This is a genomic window from Pseudomonas fragi (genome assembly GCF_025426255.1).
GTDB lineage: Bacteria > Pseudomonadota > Gammaproteobacteria > Pseudomonadales > Pseudomonadaceae > Aquipseudomonas > Aquipseudomonas kulmbachensis.
This window is the reverse complement of the sequence record NZ_CP104861.1, coordinates 3,702,254-3,716,464: the sequence shown is the minus strand read 5'-3', so window position 1 is coordinate 3,716,464 and position 14,211 is coordinate 3,702,254. Positions and strand designations below refer to the sequence as shown.

Below are 14,211 nucleotides of genomic sequence, written 5' to 3'. Positions count from 1 at the left end.
AACTGCTACGGTTCAGTGATCGTGATTTACAAACTCTCCCGCACAATCTCCAAAAACGTCGCTACCACCCGCCGTGATCTCTGCTCTTTCAGGCACACCAGCGTCTCGGTCAGGCGTCTCTTGCAGTCGGTGATTGGCAAGGCGCAGACCCGCGAGTCCGAACCGAACTCGGCTGCCGATACGACCCCCACGCCAATTCCGACCACCACCGCTTCGCGTGCGGCTTCGCGGCCCTCCACCTGGATCGCGGCGCGGATGCGCAGGCCCGCCTGGCTCATTTCTTCTTCAAGGGTTTGCCGGGTCACGGAGCCCATTTCGCGCAGCACCAGCGGCGTATCATCCAGGTCGGCCAGGCAGATGGAGCTGCGACTGGCCCATGGGTGGGTGCGCGCGACAAACGCCACCATCGGATCACTGCGCAAGGGCACGCTCAGCAGTCTTTCGTCGTTGACGTCGCGCCCGAGCAGGGCCAGGTCCGCCTGATAGTTGAACAGGCGCGCCAGGGATTCATCGGTGTTGCCGGTTTCGATTTTTACGGTGATTCCTGGGTAGCGTTCGCAGAAGCGGGCAATTTGCGGTAACACGTGAACCGGCGCGTCCACAGCCAGAATCAGGCTGCCGGTTTGCAGGGCCTGGGAAGCTTGCAGCAGTTCCTGGGCCTCGGCCTGAACCACGAACAGGCGTTGGGTGATGCTCAGTAAGCGCTCACCCAGGTCGGTCAGGCGCACCGAGCGTTTGTTGCGGTGGAACAACAAAACCCCAAAACGCTCTTCGAGCTTTCGGACCTGATCGGAGATGGCTGGCTGGCTTAAAAACAACCGTTCGGCGGCACGAGTGAAATTGCCGTGGACAGCAACTGCGTGGAAGGCCTTCAACTGCGCATGGGAAACCGGCATCGGATAACCTCTTACAAGCTGAGCTTATGAGTGAAATACGATAAATCGATTTTACCTATTAGTCAGTAATTGCTTTGATCGACCTCAGCCCGCCGTTATGTCCTCGATAGCGGTGGGTCGTGACACACCCTTGAGCGACCCTGAACCCAATAAAAAACGGGCGCTCATGGCGTGTCTGATAAATACGGCCCTTGTCTGAAGGGCGGTATTGAAGTGCTCAACACAATAAAAAAACAGGCGTTCTTTTCTGATTCTGCCGGCACATCCCACCTCTGAGGTCAGACCTGACATGAACAAGTCCATTGCCACCATCAAGCGTTGGCGCGTGCAGATTTTTGCTATCACCTGGCTGGCCTATGCGGCCTTTTATTTCACTCGCAAAGCGTTTGCCGTTGCCAAGCTGGGGATCGGTGAAGACCCAAACTTCCATCTGGACAAGATGGCCATGGCCAACCTCGACGGTATCTACCTGGCCGCTTATGCCGTCGGACAATTTACCTGGGGCATCCTCGCCGACCGCTTTGGTCCGCGGGTTGTGGTGCTGGGCGGTTTGATCATCTCGGCACTGGCGGCGTTGGTAATGGGCACTTACGCCACCTTGCCGATTTTTGCCACCTGCATGCTGATCCAGGGGCTGGCGCAATCGACAGGCTGGTCGGGCCTGTGCAAAAACATCGGCAGCTTCTTTCCTGCCGAGCAACGCGGTCGGGTGTTGGGGTTGTGGAGTTCGTGCTACGCCTTTGGCGGGCTGGTGGCTTCACCCTTTGCCGGTTGGTGGGCGTATACGTTGATTGGCAGCTGGCATGCGGCGTTTATTTCCAGTGCGGCGGTGGTGGCTGTGGTCGCGGTGCTGTTTTTTATCTTCCAGCGCAACAAGCCTGAAGATGTCGGCCTACCAGCGGTCGAGCCAGAGCCCGAAATGAGCGCTGAGGAGATTGCTGCCGAAAAACGCATCAGTGTCTGGGCGCCTCTGCGCGAGATCATGCGCAATCGCACAGTGCTGACTTTGGGCCTGGCGTATTTCATGTTGAAACCGGCACGCTACGCGATTCTGTTGTGGGGCCCGGTCATCGTCTTTGAACAAATGCCGCATGTGGGCAAGGTCGGTGCGGCGATCATCCCTACCGCTTTTGAGCTGGCGGGGCTGCTGGGCCCGATCATGATTGGTCTGGCTTCCGACAAACTCTTCGGCGCACGACGAATGCCAGCCTGTATTTTGAGTCTGCTGGCACTGACCATTTCACTCGCGTTCTTTATGGGAGCCTTGCATTCCGGCAGCGTGGTGCTGGTGGTGGCTTTGCTGTTTGTGATGGGGCTGACCCTGTACGGGCCGGATTCAATGATCAGCGGTGCTGCCGCCATTGACTTCGGCACCGCTAAAGCAGGCGCCACCGCGGCGGGTTTTGTGAATGGTTGCGGCTCGGTCGGGGCGATTCTCGGCGGTTTGCTGCCTGGCTATTTCGATACGGTCACGGTGTTTATCGTATTTGCCTGCTGCGCGCTGTTTTCCTCTCTGGTGCTGATTCCGCACTGGAACAGCCGTCCTGCAGGGCTCAAACCCCATTGCGCGTTTGTGCCCAATCATCCGTTGCTGATCAAACCCTTGCGCACCTGAGTGGGAGAATTATCCATGCGACCTTTTTGGCTGGAGCAGGCGCTAGCCCTGGAAAATGTCGAACCTTGTGCCGCGCTGGAGGGCGAGACCCGTGCCAGCGTCTGCATCGTGGGCGGCGGCTACACGGGGTTGTGGACGGCAATCATGCTCAAGGAACAAGACCCCGAGCTGGATGTGGTGCTGATTGAGGCCGACATTTGCGGCGCAGGCGCCAGCGGACGCAATGGCGGCTGCGCGTTGTCCTGGTCGGCCAAGTACTTCACCCTGGAACGTTTGTTTGGCGTGGAGGAGGCGGTACGTCTGGTCAAGGCTTCGGAGCACAGCATTTATGCGATTGGTGCGTTCTGTGAAAAGTACGAGGTAGACGCTGATTACCGTCTTGATGGCACGCTGTATACCGCGACCAATCAGGCCCAGGTCGGCTCGACAGACGGCGTGATTGCGGCGCTGAAGCGACAATCGATCAATTCGTTCAGCAAGTTGCCAGTTGACGAGGTACAGCGCCGGGCCGGTTCGGCTCAGCATGTGGAGGGCTGGTTTTCTCCGGCAGCGGCCAGCGTGCAACCGGGCAAGCTGGTGCGAGGATTACGTAGGGTCGCGTTGCAGCTTGGGGTGAGGCTGTATGAAAACACCCCGATGACCGGTTTGGAGGAGGGTGTGCCAGCCCTGATTCGTACACCCGCCGGGAGTGTTCGCGCCGATCGCGTGGTGCTGGCGATGAATGCCTGGATGGCCCGGGCATTCCCGCAGTTCGAACGCAGTGTGGCGATTGTGTCCAGCGATATGCTGATCACTGAACCGCGTCCTGACCTGCTGCAGGAGATCGGCCTGACCAGCGGTATCACGGTGCTCGATTCGCGAATTTTCGTGCACTACTACCACAACACCCCTGACGGGCGAATCATGCTGGGCAAGGGCGGAAATACCTTCGCCTATGGCGGGCGCATGTTGCCAGTGTTCGATCAGCCTTCGCCCTATGCCGGGTTGCTGGGTAAAAGCCTGCAGCAGTTTTTCCCGGCATTTGCCGGGGTGGGTGTGGAGGCCACCTGGAACGGGCCTTCGGACCGTTCGGTCACCGGTTTGCCGTTTTTCGGACAGATGAGCAGCCATGGCAATGTGTTCTATGGCTTTGGCTATTCGGGCAGCGGGGTGGGGCCGTGCCACATGGGGGGGCAGATTTTGGCGTCGCTGGTGCAGGGGCTGGGCAATGACTGGACGCGTTCGCCACTGGTCAACGGACCGCTGGGGTATTTTCCGCCCGAACCGATTCGCTACCTGGGCTCGCTGATGGTGCGTAACGCAATTCGGCGCAAGGAGCGGGCCGAGGATCATGGCCATCGGCCCCGGCATTTGGATGTGCGGCTGGCCAGGTTTGCAGCGGCGGCGGGCAAGGCTGATAAGGGATAAGCAGGCACCGATTGGATTTTTTGGTCGATTGCCGACTTCTGGCCGTATAAACTTGCGCCCATTCGACGGCCGATAGGCCGCGACACACCAGATTAAGAGAGTGAGTAATGGGCGCACAGTGGAAGGTTAAACATAAAGCGGACGCCGCCAACAGCCGCGGCAAGATTTTTGGCAAGCTGGCCAAGGAACTGACGGTTGCTGCTCGCAACGGCGCCGACCCGGACATGAACTCGCACTTGCGTCTGGTCTATGAACAGGCGAAAAAAGCCTCGATGCCGGCTGACACCATCAAGCGTGCGATCAACAAGGGTGCCGGTATCGGCACTGAGGCCGTGCAATACCATCGCGTTACTTATGAAGGTTTTGCTCCCCATCAGGTGCCGCTGATCATTGAGTGCCTGACTGACAATATCAACCGCACCGTGGCTGAAATTCGCGTTGCGTTCCGCAAGGGCCAATTGGGTGCTTCGGGTTCGGTGGCATGGGATTTCAACCACGTTGGCATGATCGAAGCCAAGCCTGATACCCCGGACGCAGATCCGGAAATGGCCGCGATTGAAGCGGGTGCCCAGGATTTCGAAGAAGGTGAAGAAGAAGGCACGACCTTGTTCATCACCGAGCCGACTGACCTCGACTCCGTGCAAAAGGCACTGCCAGAGCAAGGCTTCACCGTGTTGTCGGCCAAGCTGGGCTATCAGCCGAAAAACCCGGTGAGCGGTTTGACGGACGAACAGATGGCCGAAGTCCAGGAGTTCCTGACCAAGCTGGAAGAGCAGGACGACGTGCAGGACATGTTTGTGGCGTTGGCCTGAACCTGAAGCAATGCTCCTTTGTAGATACTCTGTTCCAGGTCAAGCCCCAGTGGGAGCGAGCCTGCTTGAAGTATCTCTGTAGCCGCTGAGGAGTGTAGCGAGGCTGCGATGGGTTGCTCCGCAACCCCGGGATATTGAGCCCTTTTCGCAGCCTCGTTCCTCGTCAGCGGCTACAGATTTCTATGCCAGTTCCTGGCTGATATGTACAAAATCCGGCCGTGCCAGCACATCCGGCTGGGTACAGCGCTGCTGCAGGTCTTGCAGCGAAGCTCGCTGTTGATCACTCAGGCCTGAGTCGATCCGCTCCAGCAACTCCCCGAGCAAAATCCCGAAGGCCCGCACCTCGATGCGCTGCAGTGCCCGGCTGTGCAGGCTGTCGTCGATGGCGTGAAAGCACGCTGCGCCAAAATCGCCCAGTAAACATTTGCCTTGGGCGTTGAACAGAATGTTGTGCCCGTACAAGTCGCCATGACAGATGCCCTGAGCGTGCAGGTGGCCTGCCGCCGAGGCGATGCCACGGGCGATGCGCAAGGCGCTGTCACACGTGAAGCGAGTGCTGTCGGCATACACATCGCGGCTACAGGTATCGAAACTGGGCAGGGCTGCAAGGTTGATAAACGACGGGTCGATCAATTCCATGACCAGAGCGGCCTGGTTGTCAGGATGGCCAACGACGCGCCCCAGCACCTTGATCAGGTTGGGATGCTGGCCCGCAGCGATACAGGCGTTCATTTCATTGAGCGGCGAGCCGTCGCTGGTGATGCTGCCTTTGTACAGTTTGACGGCCACTGACTGACCTGCCTGGCCGGGGGCGTTCCACCGGGCTTGATAAATAATCCCGGAGGCGCCTTCGCCCAACTTGTGTTCAAGCGCAAGCTGCGACCAGTCAATGTCAGGCGTGTTATCGGCTTGGCGATGAGCGCTGGCATCTTCACGTAGCGGGTTGCCGGCATACGCCAGCCAGCTCAGACCTGGCAAGGCCAGCAGGTCTGAGGGTAACTCGGTGAATTGGTTGGCAGCCAGGCGGATCAACTCCAGGCGCTCGCAGTTAGCCAGGCTCTGAGGCAAATGCTGTAGCCGGTTACCCGCCAGCATCAGCTTTTGCAGCAATGGTCGCTGGCCCAGTTCTTCGGGCAATTGGCTGATGCGGTTATCGGTCAGGATCAGCCAACGGAGCAGAGGAGGCAGCGCCGCACCGGGCACGCTTTCGATCCGGTTGGCCTTGAAGCCGATCATGCTCAACTGTGCGCACTGCCCCAGGCTTGCCGGTAGTTCGGTGAACTTGTTGTCCGAGCAAAACAGGATACGCAAACGGGTAAGACGATGCAGGTCGTCGGGCAGGCTGCTTAAGGCGTTGCCGCTCAGATTGAGAATTTCCAGGGACTCGGCCAACTGGAAAATCTCGACCGGGAACTCGGTCAGTCCGCACGACAGATCAAGGCGTTTGAGGCCTGCCAATTGGCCGGCGCGCAGTTTAGCGAGGGTATCCATAAGCAGGTTGGGCACTCGTGGGTGGGGCAAAAAGTGTCGCGCATGATAACGACTAATTGTGTCGGGGCCGAGTACTAGCACGCAGAGGTTCTGCGCACAGCCTACGATGAACGGTCTGTGTCTGTTTAATTCCGCTGTCTCATGGACGAATCATCCTACGCTGCTAACCTTCATGCATAAGAACACGCCATGAAAGGGAAAACTCGTGGGGTATCGTTCAGGGATAATCATTATTGGCTTCTTGTTCAGTGGCTGTGCATGGTCTGCGCAGTACGAACTGGAAACTCGCCTCGTCGTCGAACGAGGCTGCCAGTTGGTCGGCATAACCCGCGAGGCGGGTGTCGACTCCTTGGGTATCCTTGATTTTGGTCATACATCGCGGCTGGACGGCCCATCAGCACCCTTGAGTGCAGCACTGATTAATCCGCGTTTACCCCGCTTGGAATGTAATCCCGATACGACTTATCAACTTCAAATCGACGGTGGCCAGCACGGCGGCAACGCCGATGTTCGTTATCTGACCCTGGGGCCCGGCAGCCCGGCCATTCCTTATCGACTGTTTCGTGACCCGGCGCGGCAAATACCGTTACTGGTCAATGTGCCTGTCAGCGGCACAGTGTCTGACAGCGGCTCGGTTGATTTGCCGTTGTATGGACGGATCGAGCCTTTACAGCTAATCCCTCCTGTCGGGCTGTATGCCGACCTGTTGAAAGTCACTCTCACGTGGTAACGACAGGAGTATGGATATGGCCGGCTCCGCGCGCATTTCAATCCTGTTCGGGACCTGTGTCTTGCTGGGCGTAAACGCGCAGGCAGCCATGCTCAGCGGGCAGATCCAAGCCCGTTTGGTGATCCTGGCCAGTTGTCAGGTAAGCAGTGGAGGCAGTGTCGATGAGTACAGCCTGGGCAAGATTGGCGTGCTCGATTTTGGCAGCCACGGCCCGACCTGGAACACCCCGTTTGAAGCATTGCTTGAGGGCAGCGAAAGTAATCTGGCGGTGGACTGCAACCCTTCGGTGAAGGGTTTTTCGGTCTCCATCGATGGCGGTAGTCACGTTAAAGGCACGACGCGACAATTGAGCAATGGGCGACACATGATTCCATATCATCTGTTTTTCGATGCCGCTGGCAGCGATAGCTACAGTATTGGGCAACAGCACAGATTCAAGGTGGTGAGTGGTGGCCAAGTACCGATTCCGGTGTATGGCATGGTGATGGCGAATCCCAATGCGCTCCCGGCGGGTGTCTATCGAGACACGCTGCGGGTGACGTTGGATTGGTAAATATGAGTGGGGTGCAAGATGCGCGTACTTACATCAACGTTGGGTTTCACATTGCTGGGCTTGATGGCGACAAGTCAGGTACAGGCAGCCACCACGGTAACCGGTGTCATCAATGCCACGTTAACGCTGACTACCAGTTGCCTGGTTAACGGGGCAACGGGCACCAGCGGGCTGGATTTCGGGACTTTGAGCTTCGGTACCACGACCTCGCTTTTCACTGAGGCCGACGGGCAAGTGCTGGGCAGTGGCGGTGGGGCCTTGACGATTCAGTGTTCGGCCGGTACGTCGCCGGTAATTACGGTGGGGGCGGGTGCTCACGATGGGCTCTCCACGGGGGGCACTCGTGCCTTGTCGGACAGTAATGGCCACTTCGTACCCTATGACCTTTACAGCGACACAGGGCATAGCACCTTGGTAGCCATCAACGGCACCATCGCGCCCGGCCTCAGTACAGGCGTAGCGCAGACGATCAATCTTTACGGCAAGGCGGTGGGTAAAACCGGCCTTCCGGCGGGTAGCTACACGGACGTCATTAACGTTTCACTGACCTTTTAACCTTTGTGGGCTGGCCGTGCGCAGCGTCACTGATGCTGCTGTGTTCGTGCAGCGGTGTTTTGCACGCTGCAACAACTGCGACGTTTCAGGTCGGCGCGGGCATCGTGGCGGGGTGTCTGGTGACCAGTACCGGCGGCACTTACGGCAGTCTGAACTTCGGTACGTATCCGGCGTTGTCCACCTCGCCAGTCAGTGTGAACCTGGTGGGTGGCGTTACGTTGCAGTGTACGCCAGGGGTGACTGTCAGCATGCAGGTCGATGGCGGGTTGCATAACACCAGTGGGCGTTATTTGCAGGTCGGCAGTGGCAGTGCACGGGTGGCATACCAGTTATTTCAGGACGCTGCACACAGCCAGAGCCTGGGCATCGCGCAGTCGGTCAACGTGCCTTATACCAATGCCAACGCAATCAGCCTGCCGATTTTTGGCTATGTGCTACTGCCGGGTAATCAACCGGCGGGTGCCTATAGCGATACGGTGCAAGTGCAATTGTCTTATTGAAGTCCAGGGTTCAGGAGTTTGTTTATGCACTTATTTTTACGGCCGCTTCAAGGTTTGGCCTGTTGCCTGCTGACGTTGGGGATTACTCAGCAGGCTCTGGCAGCCAGTTCGATTTTGATCTGGCCTATCGATCCGGTACTGGAAGCCGATCAGCAAGCCAGTGCCTTGTGGTTGGAAAACCGCGGAGATGAGCCTGCCAGTATGCAGATACGGGTATTTGCCTGGAATCAGGACGGCTTTGACGATCAGTATCAAAATCAGCGTGATGTGATTGGCAGCCCGCCGGTGGCCACTATCGGGCCTGGGCAAAAGCAGCTGATTCGTTTGACCCGGACCAAGTCTTTTCCCGCAGGCGAGGAGCATGCCTACCGCATCATCATCGATGAAATCCCTTCGGCCCTGCCTCCTGCGGCGAATGACAGCACCAAGACGGCGGCGACGATTCGATTGCAAATGCGCTACTCGGTGCCGCTGTTTGCTTATGGCGCCGGGCTGTGGAGCAAGGTGGATGCAAGCCGCCCACGTGATGCTGCCGGTATCGGCTTACCGCAATTGAGCGGTCGCACCGTCAAGGTCGATGGCAAGCCCTATATCGAGATCCGTAATCGTGGCTCGGTGCATGCGCGACTGACCGAGGCGGTGCTCAAGTCGGGTGGCAAGTCGCAATCGATGGTAGATGGTTTGCTGGGCTATGTGTTGCCGGGTGCAACGATGCGCTGGCCAGCGCCGTTGGCCCAGGGCGATGCGTTGCAAGTACGGGTCAATGGTCAGACCAAGGTGCAGGCGGTGCCTTTAGGTCAATAAACGCAGGGTTCAGTAGTCGCAATTGGCCTTTAGCAAGTCCCCCTGACAACGGCATGACGTAGCGCGGTGTTGAATGTAACCGCGGGAGCGTTTGCAAGGAGCAGCCATTGAGGGACGGGATGAGGACGTGAGCCGGGCACTGATGTTGGCCATCATCGGCTTGTGCAGTGCACTGGCGGTGCCAATCAGTGAGGCAGCAGAACTGCCGCCACCGCCCGCCAATATACAGGCGGTCGCCGATGCATCGCTGTATCTGGAATTGGTGGTTAATCAAATGAATACCGGGCGCCTGGTTCACGTGCAACAGCGTGCAGGTCAACTGTATCTGCCAGCGGCCGATTTGAAGGAGTCGGGTATTCGCCTGCCAGTAGCCAGCCCGGAGGAAGTGGGACTCGACAGCGTGCCTGGTTTGCACAGCGAGTACGATATTCAGGGCCAGCGCCTGTTGCTCGACGTACCCCCCGAATGGCTGCCTGAGCAGCACTTTGGCAGGCGTTCAAGCTATCCGCGCACGGAGGCGGTGAGTAGCTTTGGCGGCTTGCTCAACTACGACCTGTACCTGAACGATACAGACGATGCTGGCACTTATCTGGCCGCCTGGAATGAAATACGGCTGTTTGACAGTTGGGGCACGCTGTCAAACACCGGGCAATACCGGCGCAGCATTGTGGGTACCGCCGATAGCCAGATGGATAATGGCTACCGCCGCTATGACACGCTCTGGCGCTTTTCCGATGACGAGCGAATGCTCACCTACGAGGCGGGCGACCTGATCAGCGGCGCCTTGCCCTGGACCAGTTCCGTGCGCATGGGCGGGGTGCAGCTATCGCGAGACTTTGGCGTGCGTCCTGATCTTGTGACCTATCCGTTGCCGCAGTTCTCCGGGGAGGCGGCGGTTCCGTCTTCAGTCGACCTGTTCATAAATGGCTTCAAGTCCTCCAGCGAAAACTTGCAACCTGGGCCTTATACCCTGACCAATATTCCCTTTATCAATGGCGCAGGCGAGGCCGTGGTGGTGACCACCGACGCGCTGGGGCGGCAGGTTTCTACCAGCGTGCCGTTTTATGTGACCAGTACCTTGCTGCAAAAAGGCCTGAGTGATTTTTCGGTGTCGGCGGGCAGCGTGCGTAGGGAGTATGGGGTCCGTAACTTTGCCTACGGCCCGGGTGTGACGTCGGGTAGCCTGCGCTATGGCCTGACCGACAGCCTGACCCTTGAAAGTCACCTTGAGGCCTCTGACTCGCTGACCTTGGGCGGTATGGGGGGCAATCTCAAGTTGGGTAACTTTGGTGTACTCAACAGTGCCGTGAGCCAAAGCCAGTTCGATGGCCGCGATGGCCGCCAGTTGAGCGTGGGCTACCAGTACAGCGCGCAACGTTTCAGTCTTGCCTATCAGCGTTTGCAACGATTTTCCGACTATGCCGATCTCTCGGTAGTCGACAGTGATTACATCAGCCTCAGCCAGCGTAGCGAGCAATTGACCCTGAGCTTGAACCTGGATCGCTTTGGCAGTCTGGGCGCCGGGTATTTTGATGTGGTGGCCGCCGATACTTCGCGTACCCGTTTGCTTAACCTGAGCTGGAGCAAGCCGTTGTGGTTCAACAGCAGTGTGTACGTCTCGGCCAATCGTCAGTTTGGCGACAGTAACTGGGCGCTGCAGGCGCAGATTGTGGTGCCGTTTGATCTGAACGCCAGCATGAGCTTCAGCACCGAGCGCAGCACCACGGGCGCCACCCAGCAACGGGTCAATTACAGTCGCGGGGTTCCGACGCAGGGGGGCGTTGGTTTCAACCTGGGGTATGCCCATGGCGACACACCTGACTACCGCCAGGCCGACCTGACCTGGCGGATGCAGTCGGTGCAGCTGCAAGCAGGCGTTTATGGTACTTCAGCTCAGCAAACACGTTGGGGCGATGCCAGTGGGTCACTGGTCTGGATGGACAATCAGGTATTTGCGGCCAACCGTATTGACGACGCTTTTGTCGTAGTCAGTACCGGGGATTTTTCCGATATTGGCGTGTTGTATGAAAACCAGTGGGTAGGCAATACCGATAAAAACGGTCATCTGCTGGTGCCCTGGAGCAGTGCCTACTATCGCGGAAAATACGAAATAGATCCGTTGAACCTGCCGGTCAACGTCCTCAGCCCTACGGTCGAGCAGCGGGTGGCGGTGCGTCGTGGAAGTGGCTACTTGCTGGAGTTTCCATTAAAGCGGGTGGCCGCTGCCAGCGTGCGTCTGGTCAATGCCCAGCAGCAAAACCTGGGGTTGGGCAGTGCGGTATTGAATGAGCAAAACGGCTCGCGTGCGGTCGTCGGCTGGGACGGGTTGGTGTACCTGGAAAACCTGGTGGCAAAAAACTCGCTGCAAGTGATCCTGCCTGATGGCCAGCAGTGCAAGGCACAATTCGAACTGGTGCCGGAGGCGGACCAGGTGCCTTTGATCGAGCCGGTGGTGTGCCAATGAAGTGTGCAATCGGGCTATGCCTATTGTGTTGCTTTGCTTTGTCCGAAGTAGAGGCAGGTTGTACTGCGGCGGCGGTCGCCAGCCCGGCCGGTTATGGAACGATCAGTTCAACGTTGGTGCGTACCGTGGCTCAAAACACTTCCTCAACAAGTGCTGGCCTCACCTGCACTCCCGGAGGGATCGCGCTATTCAGCACCGCCTACTTCAAGGCCACGATCACCTCGGCCCAGAGTGGAATGCTAGGACCTACCGGAGATGTGATTGCCTACTCGATCAGTGCGGGCACTAATGGCACTCATCCCATTACCCGTGGAACGGCATTCGACTTTGCCAGCAACGGGCTGCTGGGCACTACGGCACCCAGTATTATTCCTTTGTACTTCATGACCTCGATCAATAATGTCGCGGCAGGGATCTACACCGAAACACTGAGTGTGCGATGGGATTGGTACTACTGCACCGGCTTGGGCGCTTTAGGCGTTTGCCTTGGGTCAGACTCGGGGGTCAACAAGGTCAGCACCCTGACCGTAACCATGACGGTGGCCAACGACTGCACCATCAGCGCTCCCGTTATTACTTTTGGCAATGCGCCGGTGATCAGCGGGTTTACCCCGGTCAGTCAGACCATCAGTGTGGCCTGCACCAAAGGCAGTGCCTACACCGTGGGTTTGAGTGATGGCCTGCATCCCGTCAGTGTGGGCGGGCGGCGGCAGATGATTTTCGGCACTAACTTTTTGGCCTACGATATTTTCCAAAGTGCCGGTACTACCCGCTGGGGCAACGTGGGCAGTGCCCGGCGGGCGAGTTCGACTGCCGAGGTCAACCCCGGCAACGGGTTGGGCACAGGCAGCCAGATATTCAACTACAACGCCAAGATTTATACCGACCAGGCCACGCCGCCAGCCGGTGCCTACACCGACAGCGTGGTGCTGGACGTGGGGTTTTAGCGAAGCTCCTTGACCATCGCCGACAGGGTTGTCAGCACATCCTTGGCCAACTGCTTCGAACGTTTGCCATCCCAGCCAGTCTGCGGGTTCGGTGCATCGTTGTTGTCCTTGAATGGCATCTCCAGGGTCAACGACAGGCAGTCAAAGCGCTGGCCGACGCTGTTGCAGGCCAGGGTCATATTGGCTTGCCCGGGCTCGTCGCGGGTGTAGCCGTGCACGGTCTGAAAGTCCTTGGTCAGCGCGCCAAGGTGGCTGCGAAAGCGCTCCTCCAGGGTCGCCAGCCGCGGGGTGTAGCCCGGATTGCCTTCACAGCCGGCGGTGAATATATAGGGGATTTCTTCGTCGCCGTGGATATCCAGAAACAGGTCGACACCGTAGTGAGCCATCTGCTCCAGGGCGAAAAATACTTCCGGGCTGACCTGCGGGCTGGTGTTTTGCCAGGCGCGGTTCAGGTCCTGACCGTTGGCGTTGGTACGCAAGTGCCCGTGAAACGCGCCGTCGGGGTTCATGTTGGGGATCAGGTACAGGTCAGCGAAATCCAGCAGCTTGCGCATTTGCGGGTCGCTGCCTTGTTCGAGACGCTCGAAGATCCCTTCCATAAACCATTCGGCCATATGCTCGCCGGGGTGCTGCTGGGCGATGATCCAGATCTTGCGCTTGTGGCTGGCGCCGTTGCCTTTGCGCAGCAATTGGATGTCGCGACCTTCAACACTTTTGCCGGTGGCCAGCAACTCGCAACCTGACCACTGCAGTGCGTTCTTGATCAGTTGATCATGGCGTGCGCGGCTGTAGGGTTCGAAGTAGGCAAACCAGACCTGAGGTTGTTCGGCTGCAAGTTGAAAATTCAGTGCTGTGCCGTCGAATTCAGTAGGCACCCGGAACCAGTTTTCGTGATCGTATGAGGCAACGGCCTGATAGCCTTCCCACGCTTTATTGTAGGAAGACTGGCTGGCATTGCTTAATTGAAAATGGTGGGTATGCCCCGGCGTCAGGCCATCAGCCTTGAAGTGGAACCACTGAAAGTGCGGGCTCTTGGTGTCCGGTTTGATGGCGAGCTTTACCTGCAGCGGGTTGCTGGCGTCCAGCACCTGAATGTTGCCGCTGTCGAAGTCGCTGCTGATATGAAGTGAAGAGGGCGCCACGGTCATGGTCCAAATCCCAAAATCTGATGATTGTGGGCGTTACTGTACATCGCTATGGCGATAGGCCAATACGGAATTTTGGACAATAAGATGTAGGGGAATACGAAGGGGGGCGTCATCCTTGACGCAGCACGATTTTAGTGTTTTTGCGAGTGATTCTCAAGTGCTAAATTGCCATTACGGCCATAGTCCAGGACTTCAGGCTTCCGTTTCCCGATGTTCTTTTGCTATCATCGCCAACATCGTAGCGGTCACTGAAAAAAACCGACCGCACACCAGACTTCATTAGCCTGAA

General features: G+C 58.0%; 13 protein-coding genes. 10 read left to right on the top strand and 3 right to left on the bottom strand.

From position 1 onward, the window contains the following. Window positions 1-26: 26 nt before the first annotated feature. Window positions 27-896, bottom strand: a complete 870-nt coding sequence (locus N7D90_RS17225) for a LysR family transcriptional regulator (protein ID WP_261739140.1) — start codon at window positions 894-896, stop codon at window positions 27-29. A 289-nt stretch (window positions 897-1,185) separates the two neighbouring features. Here N7D90_RS17225 and N7D90_RS17220 point away from each other — a divergent pair, with 289 nt between their 5' ends. The 3 genes from N7D90_RS17220 to N7D90_RS17210 all read left to right on the top strand — a co-directional run bounded on the left by N7D90_RS17220 (window position 1,186) and on the right by N7D90_RS17210 (window position 4,730). After that, window positions 1,186-2,511 (top strand): MFS transporter, encoded by a 1,326-nt coding sequence (locus N7D90_RS17220; RefSeq protein WP_261739139.1) that lies wholly within the window; start codon window positions 1,186-1,188, stop codon window positions 2,509-2,511. Between the two features lie 15 nt (window positions 2,512-2,526). Beyond that, window positions 2,527-3,918 carry an FAD-dependent oxidoreductase gene (locus N7D90_RS17215; protein WP_261739138.1) on the top strand — a complete coding sequence of 464 codons (1,392 nt, stop codon included), beginning with the start codon at window positions 2,527-2,529 and terminating at the stop codon, window positions 3,916-3,918. A 107-nt stretch (window positions 3,919-4,025) separates the two neighbouring features. After that, a complete protein-coding gene (locus N7D90_RS17210) occupies window positions 4,026-4,730 on the top strand; it encodes a YebC/PmpR family DNA-binding transcriptional regulator (RefSeq protein ID WP_261739137.1) in 705 nt (234 codons plus the stop codon). A gap of 180 nt (window positions 4,731-4,910) precedes the next feature. Here N7D90_RS17210 and N7D90_RS17205 read toward each other — a convergent pair whose 3' ends face one another. Continuing rightward, a complete protein-coding gene (locus tag N7D90_RS17205) occupies window positions 4,911-6,221 on the bottom strand; it encodes a leucine-rich repeat-containing protein kinase family protein (protein ID WP_261739136.1) in 1,311 nt (436 codons plus the stop codon). 241 nt (window positions 6,222-6,462) lie between these two features. Between N7D90_RS17205 and N7D90_RS17200 the strand changes: the two genes are divergently transcribed. The 7 genes from N7D90_RS17200 to N7D90_RS17170 all read left to right on the top strand — a co-directional run bounded on the left by N7D90_RS17200 (window position 6,463) and on the right by N7D90_RS17170 (window position 12,774). After that, a complete protein-coding gene (locus N7D90_RS17200; protein WP_405046649.1) occupies window positions 6,463-6,951 on the top strand; it encodes a spore coat U domain-containing protein in 489 nt (162 codons plus the stop codon). A 16-nt stretch (window positions 6,952-6,967) separates the two neighbouring features. Beyond that, entirely contained in the window at window positions 6,968-7,504 is a 537-nt protein-coding gene (locus N7D90_RS17195; protein ID WP_261739134.1) for a spore coat U domain-containing protein, read from the top strand. A gap of 18 nt (window positions 7,505-7,522) precedes the next feature. After that, window positions 7,523-8,059, top strand: coding sequence for a spore coat U domain-containing protein (locus tag N7D90_RS17190; RefSeq protein ID WP_261739133.1), 537 nt, complete (start codon window positions 7,523-7,525; stop codon window positions 8,057-8,059). Between the two features lie 32 nt (window positions 8,060-8,091). Next, window positions 8,092-8,559 carry a spore coat U domain-containing protein gene (locus N7D90_RS17185; protein ID WP_261739132.1) on the top strand — a complete coding sequence of 156 codons (468 nt, stop codon included), beginning with the start codon at window positions 8,092-8,094 and terminating at the stop codon, window positions 8,557-8,559. A 24-nt stretch (window positions 8,560-8,583) separates the two neighbouring features. Then, a complete protein-coding gene (locus tag N7D90_RS17180) occupies window positions 8,584-9,363 on the top strand; it encodes a molecular chaperone (RefSeq protein WP_261739131.1) in 780 nt (259 codons plus the stop codon). Between the two features lie 142 nt (window positions 9,364-9,505). Further along, window positions 9,506-11,827: a fimbria/pilus outer membrane usher protein gene (locus N7D90_RS17175; protein WP_261742469.1), complete on the top strand. Its 2,322-nt coding sequence runs from the start codon at window positions 9,506-9,508 to the stop codon at window positions 11,825-11,827. After that, on the top strand, window positions 11,824-12,774 hold the full coding sequence (locus N7D90_RS17170; RefSeq protein WP_261739130.1) for a spore coat protein U domain-containing protein: 951 nt from the start codon (window positions 11,824-11,826) through the stop codon (window positions 12,772-12,774). The genes N7D90_RS17175 and N7D90_RS17170 overlap by 4 nt, the downstream gene beginning before the upstream one ends. On the opposite strand, the gene N7D90_RS17165 is transcribed toward N7D90_RS17170, so the two are convergent. Further along, window positions 12,771-13,922, bottom strand: a complete 1,152-nt coding sequence (locus N7D90_RS17165) for a M14-type cytosolic carboxypeptidase (protein WP_261739129.1) — start codon at window positions 13,920-13,922, stop codon at window positions 12,771-12,773. The two genes, N7D90_RS17170 and N7D90_RS17165, sit on opposite strands and share 4 nt — an antisense overlap. Between the last annotated feature and the right edge of the window lie 289 nt (window positions 13,923-14,211).

Excerpts from the sequence above, each read along its gene's own strand:
- N7D90_RS17225 (WP_261739140.1), bottom strand. The coding sequence starts at position 896 with ATGCCGGTTTCCCATGCGCAGTTGAAGGCCTTCCACGCAGTTGCTGTC.
- N7D90_RS17220 (WP_261739139.1), top strand. The coding sequence starts at position 1,186 with ATGAACAAGTCCATTGCCACCATCAAGCGTTGGCGCGTGCAGATTTTT.
- N7D90_RS17215 (WP_261739138.1), top strand. The coding sequence starts at position 2,527 with ATGCGACCTTTTTGGCTGGAGCAGGCGCTAGCCCTGGAAAATGTCGAA.
- N7D90_RS17210 (WP_261739137.1), top strand. The coding sequence starts at position 4,026 with ATGGGCGCACAGTGGAAGGTTAAACATAAAGCGGACGCCGCCAACAGC.
- N7D90_RS17205 (WP_261739136.1), bottom strand. The coding sequence starts at position 6,221 with ATGGATACCCTCGCTAAACTGCGCGCCGGCCAATTGGCAGGCCTCAAA.
- N7D90_RS17195 (WP_261739134.1), top strand. The coding sequence starts at position 6,968 with ATGGCCGGCTCCGCGCGCATTTCAATCCTGTTCGGGACCTGTGTCTTG.
- N7D90_RS17190 (WP_261739133.1), top strand. The coding sequence starts at position 7,523 with ATGCGCGTACTTACATCAACGTTGGGTTTCACATTGCTGGGCTTGATG.
- N7D90_RS17185 (WP_261739132.1), top strand. The coding sequence starts at position 8,092 with ATGCTGCTGTGTTCGTGCAGCGGTGTTTTGCACGCTGCAACAACTGCG.
- N7D90_RS17180 (WP_261739131.1), top strand. The coding sequence starts at position 8,584 with ATGCACTTATTTTTACGGCCGCTTCAAGGTTTGGCCTGTTGCCTGCTG.
- N7D90_RS17175 (WP_261742469.1), top strand. The coding sequence starts at position 9,506 with ATGTTGGCCATCATCGGCTTGTGCAGTGCACTGGCGGTGCCAATCAGT.
- N7D90_RS17170 (WP_261739130.1), top strand. The coding sequence starts at position 11,824 with ATGAAGTGTGCAATCGGGCTATGCCTATTGTGTTGCTTTGCTTTGTCC.
- N7D90_RS17165 (WP_261739129.1), bottom strand. The coding sequence starts at position 13,922 with ATGACCGTGGCGCCCTCTTCACTTCATATCAGCAGCGACTTCGACAGC.